The following is a 21,420-nucleotide window of genomic DNA, read 5'->3' as shown; positions in this document are numbered from 1 at the left end:
GGGCGGCTAGCCCGACAACTCCCTGCGCACGACCTTGCCCGCGGGATTGCGCGGGATGCTGTCGACGACGGTGATGTCCCGGGGCTGCTCGAAGCGGGAGACCCTGCCCTTGAGGTACTCCCGCAATTCGGCCGGGTCGGTGCCGCTGCCCGGCTGCAGCACCACGAAGGCGACCAGCCGATGACCGAACTTCTCGTCGGGAACGCCGATGACCGCGTTGTCGGCGATGGCGGGGTGCTGGGACAGCGCGTTCTCGACCGCGCGGGGATAGACGTTCTCGCCGCCGGAGATGATCATGTCGTCCTCGCGTCCGACGATGTACAGCCGGCCCGCGTCGTCGAGGTAGCCCATGTCGCCGGTGCTGGTCATGCCGTCGACGACGTCCTTGGCGCCGCCGCCGGTGTAGCCCTCGCTCGCCAGCTCGCCGCCGACGAAGATGCGCCCGGTGACGCGCGGGCCGACCGGCCTGCCGTTCTTGTCGAGGATGCGCACCGGGCAGCCGGCCACCGGCCTCCCGACGGTCTCGGGCGCGTCGCGGAGCTCCGCCGGGGTGGCCAGCGCCCCGATGCCGACCTCGGTGGAACCGTAACCGTTGTAGAGGATGTCGCCATAGGCGTCCATGAACCGCTGCCCCAGGGTGGGGTCGAGCCGGTCCCCGCTCGACATCACCACCCGCAGATAGGGCACCGGGTTGCGGGCCCGCACCCGCTCGGGCAGGTCGAGGATGCGGGCGAGCACGATCGGCACCGCCGTGAACGCGTCGGCGCGATGCAGCGACGCCTGCGCGAGCGCGGCTTCGGCGTCGAACTGGCGCTGGGTGAGCACCGTGCCGCCCAGGGCCACGGTGAGCATCAGCATGCCCAGCCCGAGCCCGTGGAACATGGGCATTGCCACCGAGATTCGCGACCCGGTGCGCAGGCCGGTGCGGTCGAGGATGGTCACCCACACGCCGACCGCGGAACGCAGCTGCGGGGAGCGCGGCACCCCCTTGGGTGTTCCGGTGGTGCCCGACGTGAGCAGGACGATCCGGCCGGGCGCGGCCACGTCGGGCCGCGGGCCACCCTCCTCGGCGGTGACCGTCGCCGGGTCGATCAGGACCACCGATTCGTCCGCGGCGCGGGCGCGTTCGCCGAATTCGTCGTCGGCGATCATCGTGGTGATCCGGTGGGCGCTCATCGCGGACGCCAGTGCGTCGCTGCGAAAGTCGGTGTTGACCAGAACCACGTCGGCGCCCGCCAGGGCGACCGCGAAGACCCCGGCGATGAACCCCCGTCCGTTGCGGCACATCACGCCCACCGCGTCGCCGGGTCCCACACCGGCGCCGGTCAACCGGCGCGCGAGCGCATCGGTGGCCGAGCGCAGCTCGCGATAGTCCCAGACGCCGTCGTCGTCGACGATCGCGGCGCGGTCGGGCCAGCGCGTCGCGGTCACGGCCAGCAGCGTGTAGGGGTTGGTGCCGCCCCGGCGCGCCTCACCGATCAGCCGCAGGGTGGCCAGCGGCGACGGCGGGGTCAGCAGCCGCGACCGCAGCAGTGCGCGGGCCGCGGTGCCGGCCAGGCCTTCCCCGCTCATCGCCCGGCCTCGCCGGCCCCGGAATCCGAGAAGAAGCGGCGGTACCACAGCCGGGCCGCGCGTTCGGCCGGCCCGGCCAACAGCACCGAGGCCAGCTCGGCGGGCAACATCCACGAGGGTTCGTTGCTGCGGGGCCGCTCGATGACCGCCTTGGCGATCGCGTCGGCGGCCTGGTCGGCCGACAGGCCGGGCAGCCGGCCCAACAGGGGTGTGGGCGCGATCATCCGGGTGCGGACGAGGGCGAAGTAGACGGAGGTGACCTCCACGCCGTCGGCGTGCAGTTCCGGCGCCACGCTGCGCAGCCACCGGTCGAACGCCCCCTTCGACGCCTGGTAAGCGCCCCACTGCGGCCCCGGCACGACGCGCACGCCGACGCTGGAGACGTTCACGATGTGCCCGCCGCCGCTTTCGCGCATGGCCGGCAGCAGTCCCAGCAGCAGCCAGATGGGACCGAGGTAGTTGATGTCGATGGTGCGCTGAAAGTCGTGCGGCCGGTCGTACTGGTGATGCAGCGACCGGCGCAACGACTTGCCGGCGTTGCTCACCACGATGTCGAGCGCGCCGTGCTCCTCGGTGATCTCCTTGGTCAGCGCGTTGATGGCCGCCTCGTCGGTGAGGTCGGTCGGGTAGGCGACGGCCCGGCCGCCGGCGGCGTTGATCGACGCCGCGAGGTCGCCCAGCCGGTCCTCGGAGCGGGCCACCGCCAGCACGGTGGCCCCGGCGGGGGCCAGCCTGCGGGCGGTCGCCTCGCCGATTCCGTAGGAGGCGCCGGTCACCAGGGCGGTCTTGCCGCTGACCGCTCGGCGCAGCCTGTCGGGATCCGATACCCGCGCCGGATTGGCCACGTGGTCCGTGACCGCGTTGAGGGCCTGCACTATTGCGTTCAACTCTGCCGCCGCATTCACTCGTGTCGAGGACCGGCGGATGGCTTCACCGTGCGCTCGACTCGTCACAATTAGCAGACCACATCGCCGTCCCGGTGCACACCCCGCCCCGGCGTTCTGCGTCCCGCTCGGCCCGGGCGCCGCAGCGGCGGCCGTCGAAGCCGCGGATGAGGGTCGCGCGCAACGCTTCTCGGCCCGCGTCACCCGAGTTCGACGGGCTTGTGTGAATTCCCAGTAATTTCCAGGCTTTCTCCTGTTTAGCCGTGGGATCGGATGGGCACAATTGCGGCATGATCGCACGTCAAATAGCTCGTTTCCTTTCTCCGGCGGTGGCCGCGGCGTCCGCCCTCGGCGCCTCGGCCCTCGCCGGTTCCGTCATCCCCAGCGCCGCCGCCCAATGTCCGGACGTTCAGGTGGTATTCGCCCGCGGCACGGGTGAAGCCCCCGGCGTCGGCCCCACCGGGCAGGCCTTCGTCGACGCCCTGCACTCGCGGGTCGGGTCAAAGTCCTTCGACGTCTACCCCGTCAACTACCCCGCCAGCGACCAGTGGGACACCGGCATCGACGGTGTCAGAGATGCGGGCGCGCATGTCGTTTCGATGGCCCACGAGTGCCCCAACACCAAGATGGTGCTCGGCGGCTACTCCCAGGGCGCGGCCGTGATGGGCTTCGTCACCTCGCCCAGCGTCCCCGACGGCATCGACCCCAACACCGTGCCCAAGCCCCTCGACCCGTCAATCGCGAGCCACGTCTCCTCGGTCGTGTTGTTCGGCATGCCCAACGTCCGCGCGATGAACTTCCTCGGCGAGCCCCCCGTCGTGATCGGACCGACGTTCCAGGACAAGACGATCAAGGTCTGCGCCACCGAAGACCCCGTCTGCTCCGACGGGATGAACTTCTCCGCGCACAACACCTACGCCGACGACGGCGCCACGATCGACAAGGGCGTCGCCTTTGCGTCCAGCCACCTCGACGCGGGCACCAGCGGGGCCGCTTCGGTCGCCAACGGTAGGGGCGGCTTCGGAAGCTGAGCCCCGGCTAGTCCCCGATGACCCCCTTGGTGCGCATCAGGGCGTCCGCCAGGAACCCGTCGTGCGGGATTCCGGGCGCCGCGTGCCAAGTGGGGTGGGGCCCGACGTACACGTTGGCGATGGTCGGCTCGGCGAGCAGCTCGTCGACCAGGCTGTCGTCGCCGGTGATCGCGGTGACCACCAGTGAGTGCCGCAACGGTTCCGGCCCGGCGCCCCGCGACCACGGCGCCACCCACACGCACGGGAAGGGCAGCTCGACGTTGAGCGCGTCCGCCGGTTCGGACAACAGGTGCACGGCCGGTCGCAGCGCGGCGTGGCCGTCGCCGAGGTCGGCGACCACCTGGTCGGCGCCCAAGAGCGGCGTCGATCCTTCGGCCCGGGCCGCCAGGTAGTCCGCCAGGGCCCGGGCTTGTTCGAGGGGCTGGGTGGGCAGGATCGCGCGCTCGTCGCCGGCGGGAAGCGGCTCGATCGCCGCCAGCCGCCGGGCGATGGCCGCGGCCAGCGGCGCGGGATCGCCCTCGTACAGCACGGCGGTGGTGTTCACACACGCCATGCCCCCGAGGCCGGCGATCGAGTCGACGACGACGTCGATGTGGTCGCGCCAGTCGCGGTCGGCGGTGATCAGAATCTTTGCGCGTCCCGGCCCGTTCACGATCACCGCCGGGTCATCGGCGTACTTGTCGACGACGGGCTGACCCCCGTACACCATCGCGAGGTCGGCCGACCGGATGAGCTCGTCGGCGCCGGCATGGTCGGTCGGCAGGTACACGGCGTCCTCGGGCCGAAATCCCGCCCGCCGCAACGCATGCACCAGCCGGTGCGCGGTCAGCGGTTCGCGGCGGGACGGACGCACCGCCACCCGGTAGCCGAGGGCGAGCGCCTGCGGCCACAGCCCGTGCACACCGGGACCGTTTCCGGCGGCGTGCACCGCGAACACCTCCCCGCGTCGCGCCCATACCGCGCCGCCACGGCGGACGTCCTCCTCGCGCCAATCGAGCGCGGCGCCCACCGGCCGGGCCGGGCGGACCGCGTCGAAGGCACCGCCGACGGCGTCGGCCACCCCGCGCGCCCCGGCGCGGGCGACCGCGACGGGCAGCCCCGAAATCCGGCTGGCGAGGCCGACATACGCCTCGAAGTCCAGGCCGGCGATCACCCCGTCCGCCAAGATGGCGGCGGCGTGCGACAGTGCCGCCGCGCGCCGCGCGACCGGGAGGGGCAGCGCCTTGCGCTGGGCGGCCAGGGTCCGCGCGACGTACAGCGGGGGCACCAGGCTCAGCTCGGCGACGGCGGCGCCGGCGGTACTGGTGATGACCTCGCGGCGGCGGGTCCGGTACTCCCCGCCGGGGCCGAGCGCATCGATCGACACCAAATCGGCTGCGACGCCGGTCCGTTCGCCCGCCATGCTCAGTACACGCCTTCGATGACGGGCTCGCCCTCGAAGGTGCTCACCGGCCGCACCGCTGCGACCGAGTCGCTGAGGTCCCCCGCCGGCCCGGGCATGCGGACCGCCAGGTCGCGTTCGAGGTTGTTGGGGATGAACATGCCCTTGCTGATGTGGTTCATCACCACCTGGCCGGTCTGACCGTAGGGCACCCGGTCCCCCGTGTCGGGGTCGACCACCCAGAACACCACGTACGGTGTCCGCGGGTCGAAGACGAACGCGTCGTCGTCGGCCGTTCGGGTCACCGCTTGGGAGAGCACCATCGTGCTGCCGAAGGCCATGGTGATCGTGGTGACCGGGAAGATGCCGCGCAACAGGTCGAGAGTGTCGGCGTCCACGTGCGCGCCGCTGAGCAACAGGTAGCGGATCTTGTCGTTCAGCAGGTCGACCACGCGGTCGTCGCGGGCCATGGCCTCGAGCAACGGCGGGGTGGTGTGCAGGTTCGCGACGTTCTGCGTCCGCAACACGAACACGGCCTGCTCGACGACATGGTCGATGTAGGCGGCGACTTCGGACGCCGCGCCACGGGTGGCGATCTTCTTGACCCAGCGCGGATCGATGTCGATCGCGTGAAAGACTGCGCCGAGCCGCTCGGCGACCAACCGCGAGAAATAGCCCACCCCATGCGGCCCGCTCGGCATCAGGCACAGGAAGCCGCGGCCGCGCTGGAACCCGCCGGCGGCGAAGTCCTCGGTCTGCCAGCGCACCACCTGCTCAACCCAATCCGGAAGCTGCGCAGTCCGTTTCGGGGCGCCGGTGGTGCCGCCGGATTCGAAGATCAGGGGCACCGGCGGCGGGTCGCCGTAGCCGCGCGGGATGAGGTCCTCCACCGGCGCGTCGCGCAATTCGTTGACCAGGTTGGGAAAAAGTCGCAGATCGGCGAAGTCGCGCACGTCGGCGATCGGGTCGAAGTCCAGCGTCGCCGCGGCCCGCAACCAGAACACCGAACCGGTGTCTTCACCGAAGTGCCAGGCGATCGCCGCGCGCAGGTAGGCCTCGGGATCCTCGACGGGTCGGGATCGCGGCACGTCCAGCAGCGAGAAATCGACAGCGGCCATGCCACCGATCCTCGCCCATCCGCACCGGCTCGCCAAGCACCGGTGCGCCTATTCGCTTACTTCACAGCGAGTTTCAACCGTGTGCACCCCGTGTTCAGCGCACGGCCACTCGCACCCGGTGCGCCGGCGCAAATAGACTGTGGTGCCACCCGCGAGAGCAAGGGGACCGATGCGGTACATCGCCCTGGAAGAGGCCTTCTTCATTCCCGAGCTGGCCGAGCTGCGGCCGGCCCATGAACAGTTGATGCGGTTGCTGCGCCCCGGGATCGGTGAGGAGTACGAGCGCCGGCTGTCCGACTTCACCGAATACCGCCTGCCGGAGATGGACGACGCGGGCATCGACATCCAGGTGATGTCCCTGACGTCGCCGGGCCTGCAGGTCGACCTCGATGCCGAGCGGGCCCGCGCGGACGCGCGGTTCGCCAACGACTACCTCGCGAAAGTCGTTGCCCAGCATCCCGATCGGTTCCGCGGGTTCGCGGCCCTACCGCTGCAGGACCCCGCCGCCGCGGCGGCCGAGCTGGAGCGCGCCGTCACCCAGGACGGGTTCTGCGGGGCGCTGGTCAACGACTGCATCAGCGGGCCGGGCGGGCGCTATTTGGACGCGCCCGCCTACGACGAACTGTGGTCGGCGGTGGAATCCCTTGGCGTGCCGCTCTATCTACACCCGGGCGCGCCGCCCGCGGATCGCTGGCGGGTCATCGATGGCCGTCCGGAACTGTACGGCGCGACCTGGAGTTGGGCGGCCGAGGTGAGCGGGCACGCGTTGCGCATCCTCTTCGGCGGCGTCTTCGATCGGCATCCCGGCGCGACGCTGATCCTGGGCCACATGGGCGAGTTCCTGCCGTTTCAGCGCAGCCGGCTGGACTCCCGGTATGCGACGGTCGCGACGACCACCACGCTGGCGCGCGCGCCGTCGGCCTACCTCGGCACCAACATCGTCTTCACCAACAGCGGGGTCTTCTCGCCGGCCGTCATGCTGGGAGCGGTGCTGGAAGTGGGGGCCGACGCGTTGATGTTCTCGGTCGACTACCCCTACGAGTCGTCCCGCGAGGCGGTCGACGGGTTCGAGCGGACGACGCTGCCGGCCGCCGATCGGGAGAAGATCGCGCACGGCAACGCCGAACGGCTGCTGCGCATCGGTTAGGCGGCGCGGTTGTGCAGTCGGCGCGGGTCGACGCCCGCCCGTCGCCACGCCTCGGCGGCCCACGGCGTGTAGATCGCGCCGACGGGCAGCCGGTTGATCAGTGGGTTGAGCGCGCGCATGGCGGCGGCGAACCGCTGGAACCGCTTCTCCTTCTTCGCATTCCACTCCAGCTGGCAGACCTCGCGCATCTGCGGCGGCATGGTCCCCACCAAGACCAGGCGGGTGTAGGCGTTGAGCGGGGCGGACAACACCTTCCAAACCGGCTTCGGCAGCCAGCGCGGGCCGGGGATGCCCTTCCGGATGTAACCGGTGCCGTACAACACGGTCTTGTGCGGGACGAACCGCTCGAGCATCTCGTCCCAATAGGCGAGGAACTCGTCGTAAGTCTGCGGTTGGGCGCGGTCGCTGACACCGTAGAGGCCGTACCACACCTTGCCCTCGTTGAAGATTCGCTCCTTCTCCGCATCCGAGAGGCGGCGGATGAACGTGTCGGTGTTGTAGATGACCTGGTCGACGAAGCTGGCGTGCGCCCAGTAGAACAGTTCGGGGTTGAGCGCGTGGTACCTCGAGCCGTCGGCGATGGTCCCCTTGATCGTGGTGTGGAAGTCGCGGACCTTGCGTCCCCACTCGCGAGGTTCGTCGGAGTAGACGGTCTTCATCAGCGGCGGCGCGGTCCGCTTGGCCCGCCCCAGCGTGTCACTGAAGACCACCGAGTGGTCGAGCACGCCTTGGGCGAGCTGTTCGATGCAGTTCTCCACACCGGCGGTGCGCTGGAATCCGAAGAACTGGGTGCGGTTGTCCCCGTAGAACTTCCAGATCAGCGACTCGGGCCCCAGCCGCGCAACGTCGTCGGTGTCGTCGACCGGCATCGGCAACGCCTCCCGCACGCCGGTGTCGAAGTCCCGCTGCGCTGTCATCCCGACTCCTCGCCCCCGCACCCAACTTGTGAACCAGAGAAACAAATGCGTATCTTTGTGTCAAATCGGTGTCGAGATTGCCATGGGGGTCGTCAGGCCATGCGGAGCCACAGCCTTGACGGCAACCTCGCCGAAGCCTCCGAGCTCGAGCGCGCGATCTTGGACACCGCCCGCACCGTCTTCGAGACCTACGGCGTGCGCCGGGCCAACATCGAAGACGTGGCCGCCCGCGCCGGCGTCAGCCGCAGCACCGTGTACCGGCGCTTCCCCACCAAGGACGTCCTGTTCGGGCACGTCGTGCGGCGCGAGGCCGAGGCGTTCTTCACCACGCTGGACCGGGCCACCGCCGGCTGCGACCCGCAGCAGGCCGTCGTCGAGGCGTTCGCGCTCGGCGTCCGCCTGGTCCACGACTCGCCGCTGTACTCGCGGATCGCCGAGAGCGAGCCCGAGTTGCTCGGCATGTTCTCCCGCTCGCAGGCCTTCCCCATCGGCCAGTTCGCCGACGGCATCGCCCACACCCTGCGCCGGTGCGGGTCCGCCATTCCCGACCGCGACCTGGCCAACATCGCCGACATCCTGCTGCGCGTCGCGCTCGGCATCATCGTCTTCCCCACCGACCGGCTCGACACGGCGGATCCCGCGGCCGTCCGGGAGTACGCCGCCCGCTATCTGGTGCCGATCATCCGCCGCTGACCGGTTCCGGCCTGTCGGTGGCCTGCACTAGCCTTGAATGCGTGGCTGGGAGTTCCGCGGCTCCGCGGACCCGGTACGCCACTTGCGGCGAGATCGACATCGCCTACCAGGTCTTCGGCGATGGTCCGATCGACCTGCTCGTGCTGCCGGGCCCGCTGATCCCGATCGACTGCGTCGACCTCGAGCCGTCGATGTACCGCTTTCATCGCCGGCTCGCCTCGTTCTGCCGGGTGATCCGGTTCGACCAGCGCGGCATCGGCCTGTCGTCGCGGGTCCCGTCCGACATGCTGGGCCCGGAGTCGTGGGCGCAGGACGCGATAGCGGTGATGAACGCGGTGGGATGCGAGCGGGCGACGATCTTCGCCCCGGGCTTCACCTCGCTGGCCGGGATCGTGCTGGCGGCCGACCATCCCGAGCGGGTGACCAGCCTGGTCATCGCCAACGGCGCGGCCCGCACGCTGCGTGGCCCCGATTACCCGATCGGTGCGGAACTCGCGGACGCGGATCAATTCACGACCGTCGGGATGGAGCCGGACGCCGTCGAGCAGGGCTTCGACATGCTGGGCATCATCGCCCCGTCCGTGGCGGGCGACGACGCGTTCCGCGCGTGGTGGGACATGGCCGGCAACCGGGCCGCGTCACCCAGCATGGCCCGCGCGTTCATCAACAAGGTCAGGGAGGGCGACGTCCGCGACCGGCTGCCCCGCATCGCCGTGCCGACCCTGATCCTGCATCGCGACAACCCCGACTTCAGCCCGGTCGAGCACGCGCACTACCTCGCCGAGCACATCCCCGGCGCGCGCCTCGTCGAGTGCCCCGGCGGGGACACCCTGTACTGGGTCGGCGACACCGCGCCCATGCTCGACGAGATCGAGGAGTTCATCACCGGCGTGCGCGGCGGTTCGGATGCCGAGCGCCTGCTCACCACGATCGTGTTCACCGACATCGTCGGCTCCACCGAGCGGGCCGCGATCCTCGGCGACCACCGCTGGCGCGACCTGCTGGACAACCACGACACCCTGGTGCGCCACGAGCTGCAGCGGTTCGCCGGGCGCGAAGTCAACACGGCCGGAGACGGATTCGTCGCGACGTTCAGCAGCCCGAGCGCCGCGATCGCGTGCGCCGACGCCATCGTCGACGCGGTCCGAGTGCTGGGCATCGAGGTGCGGGTGGGCATCCACGCCGGCGAAGTCGAGGTGCGCGGCAACGACGTCGCCGGCATGGCCGTGCACATCGGCGCGCGGGTCGCCGCGCTCGCCGGCCCCAGCGAAGTGCTGGTGTCCTCCACGCTGCGCGACATCGTCACCGGATCGCGACACCGCTTCGACGATCGCGGCGAGAGCGCGCTCAAGGGCGTGCCCGGCCAGTGGCGGCTGTACTCCCTGGTGCGCGAGCACGCGATCGTCAGGGCGGTGACCAAGCGCGGCTCGGCGTAGGCTGCCGGTGGGCCTCGATTCCGGCCTACAGCTTGGCTTTTCGCCGAAGGAGTACGCATGACCGACGTGCACATCTCGCTGCCGCCCGCCCTGCGGCGAGCGCTGGAGCTGCTCGCCGAACCACCGGCGGATCCCGACGTGAGCAAGGGCTACCTCGATCTGTTGGGCGCCGAATCCGCCGAGGCCGACGGCGTCGCGAGGAACACCGGGCCGATCCAGGCGGCGTGGGCGTCACCGATCGGGTCGATGCTCTACGACAACGCCCAGGCCCTGTCGCGGCGGCTGATCAGCGCCTGGCAGACCCCGCTCGAGTGGCTGAACATCCCGCCGGGCGGCATCGCGCTGGACGTCGGATCCGGGCCCGGCAACGTGACCGCGTCGCTGGCACGCGCGGCCGGCCCCGACGGGCTGGCCCTGGGCATCGACATCTCCGAGCCCATGCTCGCGCGCGCCGTCCGCAACGAAGCGGGGCCCCAGGTCGGCTTCATCAAGGCTGACGCGCAACGACTTCCGCTGCGCGACGACACGGTCGACGCGGTCATCTCCACCGCCGTGTTGCAACTGATCCCGCACCCCGCGATAGCGCTCGGCGAGATGGCGCGAGTGCTGCGGCCGGGCGGCAGGCTGGCCGTGATGGTGCCCACCGTCGGCCCGGCCGCGCGGCTGTTCCAGAAGCTGCCGAACGTCGGCGCGCACGTCTTCGACGACGACGAGATCGGCGACATCTTGGAAGACCACGGATTCGTCAGCGTGCGGGTGAACAACTACGGCACGGTTCAATGGGTGCGCGGCAAGAAGGGCTGAATCAGGCTCGCCTCATTGCTTTTTCATCGCGGGATGACCCCGCGTCAGCAGCGGCAACAGCAGTTCGGGCGGCGTGACCCGGAACAGGGCCGCCGCCACGCGGTTCACCCGACCAGGAACGACGACCGCCTTGCCGGCCGCCAGCCCGTCGATCCCGGCCTGCGCCACCTGGTCGGCGGGCACCCACATCACCCGCGGCAGGGCGGCCTCGGCTTCCTCCTTGGAGAAGCCGGCCGCCTCCCCGAACCCGGTGTCCACCGGCCCCGGGCACAGCGCCGTCGCGCCGACTCCGGTGCCGCGCAGTTCACCGCGCAGGCTGTGCGTGTAGGACAGCACGAACGCCTTGGCGGCGCCGTACGCCGCTTGGCCGGGCAGCGGCCCGAAGCCGGCCACCGACGCCACATTCAGCACGGCGCCTCGACGGCGGTCCACCATGCCCGGCAGGAACCGGCTGCACAGGTCCACGACGGCCGCCACGTCGACCTCGACCAGGTTGACCTCTTGTGCGGGAACGGATTTCGCCACGACGCCCAGGGTGGAGAACCCGGCGTTGTTGACCAGGATGTCGGGCACCAGCCCGAGGGCCGAGATGCGGTCGGGCAGGGCGGCTCGTTCCGTTCGGTCGGACAGGTCGGCCGGTAGGGGGTGCGCTCGCTCGCCCAGCCGCCCGGCGAGCGCCTCGAGTCGGTCGGCGCTGCGGGCGACCAGCACGACGTGGTGGCCGCGCCGGGCGAGGATTTGAGCGAACTGTTCGCCGATGCCCGACGAAGCGCCGGTGATGATGGCCGCGCGGTCGTCGCCCGGTGGGGGGAGGGCCATGTCAGGCTTGCCCTCCCGCATCGGGGGTTTGCGCGACAACCGCGAGCCGGTCGATGGATTCGCGCAACATGTCCGGCGTCGTCGCGCGAGCGCGCTCCATGCGGGTGGCATCGGTCAGCGCCGTCCAGTCGTAGGTGTGGGTCACCGTGGTGAGTTCGGCGTTCACCGGGCTGAGCTCCCAACGCCAGAGGTGACCGGGCGGTTCCTTCCTGGGTTCCGCGGGGCGCCAAGCGATTTTGCTGCCCTCGACGAATTCCACCACGTGGTTCTCGCGCACGGCGCCGTTGGTCAGCGTCGTCTTGAACACGTCGCCTACGCCACGGACGCGTTGTCCGGGGGCCGACGAGGCGAGGTTGTCGTTGCCGTCCCAGCTGGGCTGGCGAGCGGGATCGGCGATCAGCTCGAAGATCCGGGCGGCGTTGGCCGCGATCACGCGGGTGGCGCTCACGATGCGTTCGGCTTCCATGTCGGACATATCGCTATCCAAACACGTCGACCGGTCGCGGCGCCCCGATGGATTGTGACCTTCGACCGAAGGATTGAGGACCTTCGGCCGTCGAAGCGCCGCCGGACCGGTGCGAGCGTGGTGGGTGCCGGGTAACCCGGTGGTCTGCCCGAAGTGCAGCAAGCCCATTTTTGGGCGAGGCCATCCGCAAGGGCCTGATTGACCCACCGTCTTAAGACGGGGATCTGCCTTCGGGCAGACCTTCATGCGTCCGGCAGGTCAGGGCATCCGGGGCAGTGCCTCGACCGGTCCGGACAGCGCGGCCTTGACGTAGCGGGTGTCGTCGTCGGCCAGCACCTCGGCCTCGTCGCGTTCGATGCCGTCCACGATGGCGCGCGCGACCTCACGCGGGTCGTTCTTGGGCGCGTCGAAGCCGGCGGCCATGTCGGTGTCGGTGAAGCTGAGGTGCGCGGCGACGACCAGGGTGCCCTGCTTCTCGAGTTCGATGCGCAGCGAGTTCGTCGTCGACCACAGAGCCGCCTTGGAGTCACCGTAGGCGCCGGAGCCTGGCATCCAGGACAGGATCGAGGCGATGTCGACCAGGGCGCCGCCACCGTTGCGGGCCAGGATCGGCGCGAACGCCTTGGCGACCCGAAGCGCACCGAAGTAGTTGGTCTCGAACACCGCGCGCACGTCCTCGATGTCGCTGTCGAGCAGCTTGCGCCCGCTGAGCACGCCCGCGTTGTTGATCACGATCTCGGCGTCCGGCGCCGAGATAGCCAGGGCAGCAACGGATTCCGGCCTGGTCACGTCCAACTCCAGGCTGACCACGCGGGGATCATCACTGCGCTTCGGCGCCCGCGCCGTCGCGTACACCTTGGCCGCGCCGCGCCGCAAGAACTCGTCCACGATGGCCTTGCCGAGCCCGCGCTGCCCGCCGGTGACCACAACCGTCGACCCCTTGATGTTTACCATGATCCGCACTCCTTGACCGTATGTATAGCTACTTTGATTCTGTCACCGTAGTTGCCGGCGATGACATACACAAGTATCTTTTAGTTATGTCTATTTCATGGTCTGCGTCACAGCGCTACGGCATAGCCCCGGCGCCGGGCGGGCTGGCCCTGGTGCACGACTTCCTCAACACGAGGGACATCGCGGGATACGGGCCGGACCTGCTCGCCGACCCCACGCTCGCCCGCGACTGGGTGGCGGGCGCGGTGCGCGCCTGGTCGGCCGCGCGCGGCGTGGAGCTGCCCCCGCCCGTGCTGGGCGAGACGGACCTGGTCAGGCTGCGCGCGTTGCGGTCCAGGATCGGCTCACTGGTCGCGGGTGAGCCCGCGAGCGGACGCGATGGCGGCCCGGTTCCCGCATCCCTGCGGATATCCGACGCCGGCGAGGTGCGGCTGGACCCCGCCGGCACCGGCTGGCGTTGGCTCGCCTCGGCGCTGTGGGCCGAGATTCTGCTCAGCCAGCACGCCGATACCTGGCGGCGGCTAAAGCAGTGCCACAACCACCGCTGCGCGTCGACGTTCTACGACCGCTCAAAGAACAACAGCGGGGTGTGGCACGACGTCAAGACGTGCGGCAACGCCGCCAATCTGCGCGCCTCGCGGGCGCGTCGACGGGAACGCGAGCGCGCGACGGGTTCAGCCGATGCGCCGCGGTAGGCGGCGGCGTCAGCAGCGCTCGGCGCCCCGCCGCATGAGGGTCACGCCGGGGCGGGGTGATTCGCTGCGCAGCACCGCGTGCAACGCGTGACAGGCGCGCGCCTTCAGCGGCGTCACCACGGCGAGACGGGGCGGGTGCTGGCTGATCCAAGACGGCAGTGTCGCCACGGTTTCGATCCTTCGTCTGTTCGGCCTGTGCGCCGATCCATTGAATTCCACCGGGGTCGCTTTACGCATGCGCCGCGCCGGGGTTAACGCCACGAAAAGCCGCATTGTGGCGAGGCCCACACCCGACGGGTGTCACGAACGCCTGAAGCGGCGCAGGTAGCCCGGCAACGCGCGCACGGGTAGGGCTTTCGGCCAATCGTCGGCACGGAAATACGCGTCGGTCCCGCCATCGACGAACACGACGCTCCCGCAGAGGAATTCGGCGGAATCGGAGAGCATGAAACACATCCAGTCGGCCATGTGGCGCGCCTCGCCGAAGCCCCCGACCGGCACCGGGAAGGACCGAACGGCCTTGGCCTGCCTTGGATTCGCGAGTTGTTCCTGCAGCAACGGCGTCATGATGGCTCCGGGCGCCAGGGCGTTCAGCCGGACGCCCGAGCCCGCCCACTCCGGCAGCACCGCGTGTCGCCGCACCCACCTGCTGACGGCGATTTTCGACGCCGCGTAGATCATCGTCGGCGCGCCCGGTCCGTACGGCCGCACCGACCGCAGGGCCTTGTCGGCGTCGTGTGCGAGCAACGCCTTGACCGCTCGGCGCGGGACGAGGGGCACGGTCGTCGACGAGTTGCTCGCCACGACCACCACTTTCGCGCGTTCGGCCGCGACCAGTGCCGGCCGCCAGGCGAGCAGCGGCTCGACGACACCGAAGTAATTGACCTGGGCGATCTGGCGTATCCGGTCCCGGCCGGGGCTGGGCCCCAGGCCGGCGGCCAGCACGGCGCCGTCGAGTTTGCCGCCCGAGGCCGCCAGGACGCCGTCGGCGGCCCCTTGACGTCCGTGCGGCGTCGACAGGTCGGCGACGATGTCGGCGTCTTTGATGTCGACACCGATCACGGTGTGCCCGTCTGCCCTCAGCCGCCGCGCGGTCTCCTGGCCCATCCCGGAAGCCGATCCGGTGATCGCATAAGTGCCCATCGTTGTTTCCTCGTCAGGCGCTCGCCGCGGCCTTTTCGACGTCGAGAAGCTGTTCGCCCCGGCGCTCCTCGTCGTAGGCCGCGCGGCCCCCACGCAGGCCGAACAGGCGTTTCGAGAACAGCAGGTAGACCACGGCGGCCACGTTGATGGCGAAGGTGACCACCCGGGTCATCGTGATGCCCTTGGCGAGGTCGTGGATTTCCAGAGGCAGGAAGACCGAGGTGGCGATCACCGCGAAGTACTCGCCCCAGCGCTTCAGCAACCACAGACCGACGGCTTCGATGACCTCGATCAGCGCGTACCCGGCCAGCATCAAGGTGAGCAGGGCCAGCGTGGATGGCTTTGCCGCCAGCGCCTTTTCCAGCTCGTGCACGATCGTCATCTGGTCGACCTTGAACCCGGCCGCGCGGAAGATCGGCAGGTCTCGGTCCAGGGTCGCCTGAATGGCCCCCCGCGCGCCGCGGAACTTCCACACCGCGTACGCGGCGAGCGCGATCACCACCGCCCGGAACAGGCGTTCCACGGCGAGGGTCCGGATGATGATGGCCTGGCGTAAAGCCTTGCCGCGCATGATCATCGGCGCATCCTCGGCGCGTCCCCGGCCGTGCGGCTCGCCCACGGTGAATTCACCGCAGCGCAGGCAGCGCCACACCTCGCCGAGTCCGGTGGTGCCGCTCAACCGGGCGGCGAGGTCCTGTTCCTCGGGCGCATAGGTGGCGTGCCCCGCGATCGCGCAGGTGACCAGCTCCCACCGATTGATGCCCTGACGTTTGCGCATGGCCGATCATCGACCGCCACAACCGGGCCACGCAAGGGGGCGCGCACGGCCGGCGTCAGAACCGGGGCTTGCCGCGCGGGCGTTGGGCGGTGGGGCTCGCCGCACCCAGCAGGCCGGCGAGGTCGGCGACGGGGATCTCGTCGAGGTTGTCGACCGCGGCGATGATGTCGGCCCGCAGCCCCTCCCCGCAGAATGGTTCGGCCAGCCAGCCGAACTTCTCGGCGACGCGCTCCCACGTCATGGGCCGGGTCGGGGACCCCTCGAAATCGGCCTGCTCGCGCTCGAATTCGCGTCCGTCCCGCGTCCGCAGATGCACCCGGGCGGCCGTGCGGTTCGGGTAGTCGGCCGTCAGGTCGGCGGCGGGTCTGACGTCGACTCGCGTCACCAGCTCCCGCACGTCGGGCCGCAGCACCCGTTCGGTTTCCAGCTGTTCGGGCCCCACCCCGCCGTCGAGCAGGGCAACCGCGCCGAGGTACTTGAGGTTGTAGTCGGCCTGCTCCTTGGTGCGCGGATCGTCCTTGGCGCCGTACGCTCCCCCGCCGGCGAAGTCATAGGCGCCCTGGAAAACCTCGAGGGTCACCCGGTCGACGTCCGCCCCGCGCAGGCCGTTCTCGCCGCGCAGGGCCAAGATCGTGTCGATGACGACCTGGCCGTGGATGAGCGCGCAGTACTGCTTCAGGTAGGTCTGTTCGACGCAGTCGAGCCCCGGGTCATCGGTGGCGAGATCGATGGGTTGATCGAAGAGCTGCACCAGGCCGTGCGGGCCTTCGAACAACGACTTCGGCCCGGTGACGCCGCGGGCGGCCAACATGGTCGCGTAGACGGCGCGCATGCCGGTGATGGCCGGCGAGATGCCCTTCCAGTTCGAGACCGGCTCGGCGTGCACCGTAGCCAGCGACACGTTGTCGGCCGCGGCCGCCGCGATGGCATTGGCGGTCTGCTCGGCGTTCAGCCCCAGCAACTTCGCCGAACCCGCCGCGACCGACATCGCCAGCTGCAACGCGTGATTGAGGCCGCGCGCCATGACGGGCACCCGGGCGCTGAACCGGCACTGCACCTCGTAGGCGACCGCCAAGGCCAGCAGGAAATCGGCTCCGCTGGCACCGACGTGCTCGGCGACGGCCAACACGGCGCCGAAGTTGTCGGCGGGGTGGCACAGCCCCCCGACGGTCAGATAGGTGTCGAGCAGATCGGGATAGCGCACCAGCACCGCGTTGAAGAAGGCGGCCTGGTCCACCGATGCCCGTCCCCCGCCCACCAGGGTGGCGGTGGGTGCGCCGCTGAACTGGTCGGTGTGTTCGCGGATCGTCCCGATCAGCTCCCCGTTCAGGGAGCCGACCGCGCAAGCGATGCTGTCGAGCACATTGCGCTTCATCAGCGCACGCGGCCGTCCGATCAGATCCGCGTCCTGAGCCCCGACGACGAACCCGGCCAGCCGATCCACAAGATAGTCGTGCGCCATGACTTTTCGCCTCCCCGGGCAGCCGTGACGCCGAGCCTAGACGGCGCGATCGACCGTACCCGGTCGCGGGGCAACCCCGCTGATGGCCGTCGTTTCGTCGGTCAGGTGTTTCCCGATCACCCGAATCTGCCGCGCGGACAACGGACACAGCGGATGCACGGCCACCATCAGGGCAACGTGTCGTTCATCGAAAACCGGCGCGGCGATGGTCACCACGGGTTGCTTGCGGCGGCCCGGGTTGTCGTCGGACAGGAAACCGATGGTGGTGAACTCGACGAGCAACTGGTCCATGATGTGGCGCACCGGCGTCGGCATCTCGTCGCTGTCCAGCGTGCCGACCAGCTGCGCGGCCTGGGCCAGCGCGGGCGTCGTCCAGTCGACGTCGAAGCCCCGCTCGCGCGTGTGTTGCAACACCTGCTCGAGTCGCCGGGCGCGGTCGTGGTTGGTGCCCGCACCGCGGCGGATCCACGCGCGTTGTTCCTCCTCGTCGTCCCAGGCGGCGAGCGCGACGCCGAACGGCGGGGCGTACGGGATGCGATCGCCCGGGATCCCGGAGGGCTGGGTCGCGGGCTCGCCCTCAACCGCGGTGAGCACCAGCGAATCCCCGAAACGCTCGACCACCGAACACGCGTAGCCGACCTCGCGGGACAGGCGAAGCGCCGAGGCGCGGGCCGCGTGCGCCAACGGCCGGGCGGTGTCGGTTCGCGCCGCGACGACGGCCAGCGCGGGGCCGAGGGTGAACGTCTTGGCGACCGGATCGCGGCTGGCCCACCCCCGGTCGCACAGCGTCTTCAGGATGGCGTGCGCCGTCGCCTGCGTGAGATCGAGCTCCCGAGCGATGTCCGAGAACCGCAGCCGCGCGCTTCCGGACCGGGCCAGCAGCTCGACAACGTCGAGTACCCGGGCAGTGGGGGCGGACGTCGATCCGCGAATGGCTTGACTCCTTCGCCGCACGATTTAGAGTTAGGCGAACATTCGAGATTCTATATCGATTATTCGAGAAAGTAACCCGTTTGCGCGGGGGTGGTGCTGTGAAACGGCCGGCCACCCGAATGGAGACGTCTCGTGAGCGAAAACGACGACCGGCAACAAATTTCGGATCTGCTCGTTCGCTACGCGACCGGGATCGACCGGCGTGACTGGCCGCTGTTTCGAACGGTGTTCACCGAGGACTGCGAACTCGACTACGGCGAGATCGGCGCGTGGAGCGGCGTCGACGCCGTCACAGACTTCATGGACAAGACGCATGCCCCGGCGGGCCATACGCTGCACCGGTTGACCAACCAGGTCATCACGGTAAACGGCGATAAGGCGACGGCGCGCACCTACGTCGATGCCCTGATCATGTTCGCCGACAACCAATCCGGCGCCAACGGGATCGGCTATTACGACGACGACATCGTCCGCACCGCCGACGGTTGGCGCATCGCACGGCGACGCTTCACCATCGTGCGCGTGAGCGCAGTAGGGAGCCCGTAGATGGCGTTCGCAACCAAGTACGGGCCGTGGGCGCTGGTGGCCGGCGCCTCGGATGGGGTGGGCGCGGCCTTCGCCCGCGGGCTCGCCGAGCGTGGCGTCAACGTGGTGCTCCTCGCCCGTCGGCAAGCCGTACTCGACGAAGTCGCGGCCGCGATCGAGAAAGACACCTCGGCGGGCACCCGCACCCTCGCCATCGATCTGGCCGCACCCGGCGCGGCGGCGGCGATCGCGGCGGCGACCGCCGACCTGGAGATCGGCATCCTGGTGTACTGCGCGGGCGCCGACCCGAACTTCGAACCGTTCCTGGCCAATCCGATCGAAGTTGCCGAGGCGATGGTTCAGCGCAACTGCGTGGTGCCGATGCAGCTGTGCCACCACTTCGCCGCCGGCATGGTGGAGCGCGGGCGGGGCGGGATCGTGTTGTTCGGCTCCGGCGCCGGCCTGGCCGGTGGGGCGAACATGGTCGCCTACGGCGCGACGAAGGCGTTCGACATGGTCTTCGCCGAGGCGCTGTGGGCCGAGTTGCACGGCAAGGGCGTCGACGTCCTCGGCCTGATCCTGGGCAAGACCGATACGCCCGCCCTGCGGCAGCTCGAACACAGCCGCGGCCAGATCGCTTCGCTCGACGAGGTGCCGCCGGGCGCGGCGGCCGTGCCGGACGTCATCGCGGAGGCGTTCGAGAACCTGGGCAACGGGCCGACCCTGATGGTCGGCGACATGATGCGCGCCGCCGAACAGATGCTGGCGTCGCTCACCCGCAACCAAGCGGTCGAACTGTTCGCACAGGCCGCGGCGGCGGCGATGGGCCCGGACAATTAGGGCGAAGCTGCTCGCTCGCGGCGCGTCGTACTGGGTAGGGGCGGTTTTCGGTCCGGAAGGTTTGCCAAACTTCGAAATCAGGACTGCCTAACTTTCCGATGCTGCGCTTCTGGCCAGCAAAGATGCGTCCGGTTGCGTCCACGCTCGCCTGATCGACGACGTTGCTGGCCACGCGCTCGGCGGGTAGTTTGGGAAGGCGTTAGGCACGGCTAATCCAGCCGGAGTAGCCGTTCCAATTCGCCACCCCTCCCGATCGAAGGATGACGATGCTCGCCAGCGACAGGGCCGCGGTCGCCACCGCGACGGCAGCGCGGTCGCGGCATCGCACCCTGACCCGGTCGGGGCTGATCACCGGGGCGTTTGTCGCCCCCGCGCTGATCATCCGCATCGTCGGACTGCACCCGGACCCGGTCGTTGCCCTGTTGATCTACGGGGCCGCCGTCGTGTCGGCGAGCTTCCTGCTGGCCTGGGCGGCGGAGACCGCGCAGATCGACGTCTCGGGTGGGCTGGCGACCGCGATCCTGGCGTTGATCGCGGTGCTGCCCGAATACGCCGTCGACCTGTACTACGCGTACGTCTCCGGCCACAACGCCGAGTACACGCAATACGCAGCGGCCAACATGACGGGCTCGAACCGGTTGCTGATGGGGCTGGGTTGGCCGGTGGTGGTGTTGGTCAGCATCATGGTGGCCCGCAAGGCCGGCGCCAAGGACAGCAAAGGTTTGGCGCTGCAACCGACCAATCGCGTCGAACTCGGCTTCCTGCTGATCGCCGGGGTCATCGCCTTCGCGATTCCGGCGAGCGGCCAGATCCATTTCGGCCTGGGGCTGGCGCTGCTGGCCTGGTTCGGGTTCTACCTGTACAAGGTCAGCCACGGCGACGTGGAGGAGCCCGATCTGATCGGGACGGCCGCCGCCCTCGGCGAGCTGCCCGATCGCGGGCGGCGCATCGTCGTCGTCGGCCTCTTCCTGGCGTCCGGCGCGGTGATCCTGCTGTGCGCCAAGCCGTTCGCCGACAACTTGGTCGCCGCGGGCACCGAGCTGGGCGTCGACCGTTTCCTGCTGGTCCAGTGGCTGGCCCCGCTCGCGTCCGAGGCCCCGGAGTTCATCGTGGCCACCATCTTCGCCGCCCGGGGCAAGGGCACCGCGGCCATCGCCACCCTGATCTCCTCCAAGGTCAACCAGTGGACGCTGCTGATCGGGTCGCTACCGATCGCCCACCTGCTGGGCGGCGGTGGGTTCTCGCTGCAGCTCGACCCGCGTCAGGTGGAGGAAGTGCTGCTGACCGCCACCCAAACCATGATGGGCGTCGCGCTGCTGTTGGCGCTGCGCTTCCAGCGCGCCGCGGCGTGCACGCTACTGGGCCTGTTCGTCGTGCAGTTCCCGATCGCCTCGACGCACGGCCGGCTGCTGCTCTGTGCCGTCTACACCGTGGTGGCGGTCGCCGCGCTGATCCGCTACCGCCATCATCTGGCCGCCACCATCAAGGCGCCGTTCGTCGGCACGGCCATCCGGCACAGCGGTCACCCGCACCATCCGGTGCCAGACCCCTAGGACCCGCGGATCGATCGCCGTATACGGTCCACGGTATGGATCGAGTGTCGGTGATCACCGGCGGTGCGGGTGGCATGGGTCTGGCCACGGCCAAACTCGTCGCGCACGACCACGCCGTCGTCCTCTGCGACGTTCGGCAGGACCGGTTGGAGGCCGCGGCGGCAACCCTGGGAGAGCTCGGGGCGAACGCCACCGCGGTGTGGATGACCGAGGCGAGCCTGCCGAGGCCCTTCGCGGTGTCGAGCAGGCCAGTCACCGCGCCCCGGTCG

Annotated in this window: 23 protein-coding genes; 10 read left to right on the top strand and 13 right to left on the bottom strand. The window is 69.9% G+C overall.

All coding sequences use genetic code 11. The features are described from left to right. Positions 1 to 6 precede the first annotated feature (6 nt). The gene (locus A5702_RS06095) at positions 7 to 1,572 is read right to left on the bottom strand and encodes an AMP-binding protein (protein WP_055404714.1); all 1,566 of its coding nucleotides are present in this window, start codon (positions 1,570 to 1,572) and stop codon (positions 7 to 9) included. After that, complete coding sequence (locus A5702_RS06090) at positions 1,569 to 2,459, bottom strand: SDR family NAD(P)-dependent oxidoreductase (protein WP_197506507.1); 891 nt, start codon at positions 2,457 to 2,459, stop codon at positions 1,569 to 1,571. Before A5702_RS06090 ends, A5702_RS06095 begins: the two co-directional genes overlap by 4 nt. A 287-nt stretch (positions 2,460 to 2,746) precedes the next feature. Between A5702_RS06090 and A5702_RS06085 the strand changes: the two genes are divergently transcribed. Then, positions 2,747 to 3,487, top strand: a complete 741-nt coding sequence (locus A5702_RS06085; RefSeq protein ID WP_067822454.1) for a cutinase family protein — start codon at positions 2,747 to 2,749, stop codon at positions 3,485 to 3,487. Positions 3,488 to 3,494: 7 nt separating this feature from the next. Here the strand turns inward: A5702_RS06085 and A5702_RS06080 are convergent, their stop codons facing one another. Then, positions 3,495 to 4,856, bottom strand: coding sequence for an aldehyde dehydrogenase family protein (locus A5702_RS06080; protein ID WP_068219094.1), 1,362 nt, complete (start codon positions 4,854 to 4,856; stop codon positions 3,495 to 3,497). Between the two features lie 35 nt (positions 4,857 to 4,891). Further along, entirely contained in the window at positions 4,892 to 5,986 is a 1,095-nt protein-coding gene (locus tag A5702_RS06075) for an AMP-binding protein (RefSeq protein WP_068219085.1), read from the bottom strand. 169 nt (positions 5,987 to 6,155) lie between these two features. On the opposite strand from A5702_RS06075, the gene A5702_RS06070 reads away from it, so the two are divergent. Then, on the top strand, positions 6,156 to 7,133 hold the full coding sequence (locus tag A5702_RS06070) for an amidohydrolase family protein (protein WP_068219082.1): 978 nt from the start codon (positions 6,156 to 6,158) through the stop codon (positions 7,131 to 7,133). On the opposite strand, the gene A5702_RS06065 is transcribed toward A5702_RS06070, so the two are convergent. Continuing rightward, entirely contained in the window at positions 7,130 to 8,050 is a 921-nt protein-coding gene (locus A5702_RS06065) for an oxygenase MpaB family protein (RefSeq protein ID WP_067822445.1), read from the bottom strand. The two genes, A5702_RS06070 and A5702_RS06065, sit on opposite strands and share 4 nt — an antisense overlap. Before the next feature lie 99 nt (positions 8,051 to 8,149). Here A5702_RS06065 and A5702_RS06060 point away from each other — a divergent pair, with 99 nt between their 5' ends. Genes A5702_RS06060 through A5702_RS06050 form a run of 3 tightly spaced genes read left to right on the top strand, consistent with a single transcriptional unit; the run spans position 8,150 to position 10,983 of the window. Then, positions 8,150 to 8,743, top strand: coding sequence for a TetR/AcrR family transcriptional regulator (locus A5702_RS06060; RefSeq protein WP_055404906.1), 594 nt, complete (start codon positions 8,150 to 8,152; stop codon positions 8,741 to 8,743). Between the two features lie 41 nt (positions 8,744 to 8,784). Next, positions 8,785 to 10,179: an adenylate/guanylate cyclase domain-containing protein gene (locus tag A5702_RS06055; RefSeq protein ID WP_055404907.1), complete on the top strand. Its 1,395-nt coding sequence runs from the start codon at positions 8,785 to 8,787 to the stop codon at positions 10,177 to 10,179. Between the two features lie 57 nt (positions 10,180 to 10,236). Further along, positions 10,237 to 10,983 (top strand): methyltransferase domain-containing protein, encoded by a 747-nt coding sequence (locus tag A5702_RS06050; protein ID WP_068219080.1) that lies wholly within the window; start codon positions 10,237 to 10,239, stop codon positions 10,981 to 10,983. 12 nt (positions 10,984 to 10,995) lie between these two features. Here A5702_RS06050 and A5702_RS06045 read toward each other — a convergent pair whose 3' ends face one another. The 3 genes from A5702_RS06045 to A5702_RS06035 all read right to left on the bottom strand — a co-directional run bounded on the left by A5702_RS06045 (position 10,996) and on the right by A5702_RS06035 (position 13,222). Then, the gene (locus tag A5702_RS06045) at positions 10,996 to 11,802 is read right to left on the bottom strand and encodes an SDR family oxidoreductase (RefSeq protein ID WP_055404918.1); all 807 of its coding nucleotides are present in this window, start codon (positions 11,800 to 11,802) and stop codon (positions 10,996 to 10,998) included. Between the two features lies 1 nt (position 11,803). Beyond that, complete coding sequence (locus A5702_RS06040; protein ID WP_055404909.1) at positions 11,804 to 12,277, bottom strand: SRPBCC family protein; 474 nt, start codon at positions 12,275 to 12,277, stop codon at positions 11,804 to 11,806. 249 nt (positions 12,278 to 12,526) lie between these two features. Next, complete coding sequence (locus tag A5702_RS06035; protein ID WP_055404919.1) at positions 12,527 to 13,222, bottom strand: SDR family oxidoreductase; 696 nt, start codon at positions 13,220 to 13,222, stop codon at positions 12,527 to 12,529. 86 nt (positions 13,223 to 13,308) lie between these two features. On the opposite strand from A5702_RS06035, the gene A5702_RS06030 reads away from it, so the two are divergent. Further along, positions 13,309 to 13,917 (top strand): CGNR zinc finger domain-containing protein, encoded by a 609-nt coding sequence (locus A5702_RS06030; RefSeq protein WP_231965004.1) that lies wholly within the window; start codon positions 13,309 to 13,311, stop codon positions 13,915 to 13,917. Between the two features lie 9 nt (positions 13,918 to 13,926). Here the strand turns inward: A5702_RS06030 and A5702_RS26640 are convergent, their stop codons facing one another. The 5 genes from A5702_RS26640 to A5702_RS06010 all read right to left on the bottom strand — a co-directional run bounded on the left by A5702_RS26640 (position 13,927) and on the right by A5702_RS06010 (position 18,254). Next, on the bottom strand, positions 13,927 to 14,085 hold the full coding sequence (locus A5702_RS26640) for a hypothetical protein (protein WP_197281310.1): 159 nt from the start codon (positions 14,083 to 14,085) through the stop codon (positions 13,927 to 13,929). 132 nt (positions 14,086 to 14,217) lie between these two features. Next, positions 14,218 to 15,060, bottom strand: coding sequence for an SDR family oxidoreductase (locus tag A5702_RS06025; RefSeq protein ID WP_068219077.1), 843 nt, complete (start codon positions 15,058 to 15,060; stop codon positions 14,218 to 14,220). A 13-nt stretch (positions 15,061 to 15,073) separates the two neighbouring features. Further along, on the bottom strand, positions 15,074 to 15,838 hold the full coding sequence (locus tag A5702_RS06020) for a DUF2127 domain-containing protein (protein WP_068219074.1): 765 nt from the start codon (positions 15,836 to 15,838) through the stop codon (positions 15,074 to 15,076). Between the two features lie 55 nt (positions 15,839 to 15,893). Next, entirely contained in the window at positions 15,894 to 17,282 is a 1,389-nt protein-coding gene (locus A5702_RS06015) for an MmgE/PrpD family protein (RefSeq protein ID WP_082955967.1), read from the bottom strand. Between the two features lie 54 nt (positions 17,283 to 17,336). After that, positions 17,337 to 18,254, bottom strand: a complete 918-nt coding sequence (locus A5702_RS06010) for an IclR family transcriptional regulator (protein ID WP_231965003.1) — start codon at positions 18,252 to 18,254, stop codon at positions 17,337 to 17,339. Between the two features lie 111 nt (positions 18,255 to 18,365). Here A5702_RS06010 and A5702_RS06005 point away from each other — a divergent pair, with 111 nt between their 5' ends. From A5702_RS06005 to A5702_RS05990, 4 genes are all read left to right on the top strand, one after another. Further along, positions 18,366 to 18,779, top strand: coding sequence for a nuclear transport factor 2 family protein (locus A5702_RS06005; protein WP_055404915.1), 414 nt, complete (start codon positions 18,366 to 18,368; stop codon positions 18,777 to 18,779). Further along, a complete protein-coding gene (locus tag A5702_RS06000) occupies positions 18,780 to 19,598 on the top strand; it encodes an SDR family NAD(P)-dependent oxidoreductase (protein WP_068219068.1) in 819 nt (272 codons plus the stop codon). 266 nt (positions 19,599 to 19,864) lie between these two features. After that, positions 19,865 to 21,151 carry a sodium:proton exchanger gene (locus A5702_RS05995; RefSeq protein ID WP_369817873.1) on the top strand — a complete coding sequence of 429 codons (1,287 nt, stop codon included), beginning with the start codon at positions 19,865 to 19,867 and terminating at the stop codon, positions 21,149 to 21,151. Positions 21,152 to 21,186: 35 nt separating this feature from the next. Further along, the coding region (locus A5702_RS05990) for an SDR family NAD(P)-dependent oxidoreductase (protein ID WP_231965002.1) at positions 21,187 to 21,420 on the top strand (234 nt) is incomplete at its 3' end.

This window comes from Mycobacterium sp. E3339, from assembly GCF_001666915.1.
In the GTDB taxonomy this organism is placed as follows: domain Bacteria; phylum Actinomycetota; class Actinomycetes; order Mycobacteriales; family Mycobacteriaceae; genus Mycobacterium.
This window is presented reverse-complemented; position numbering and strand designations above follow the sequence as displayed.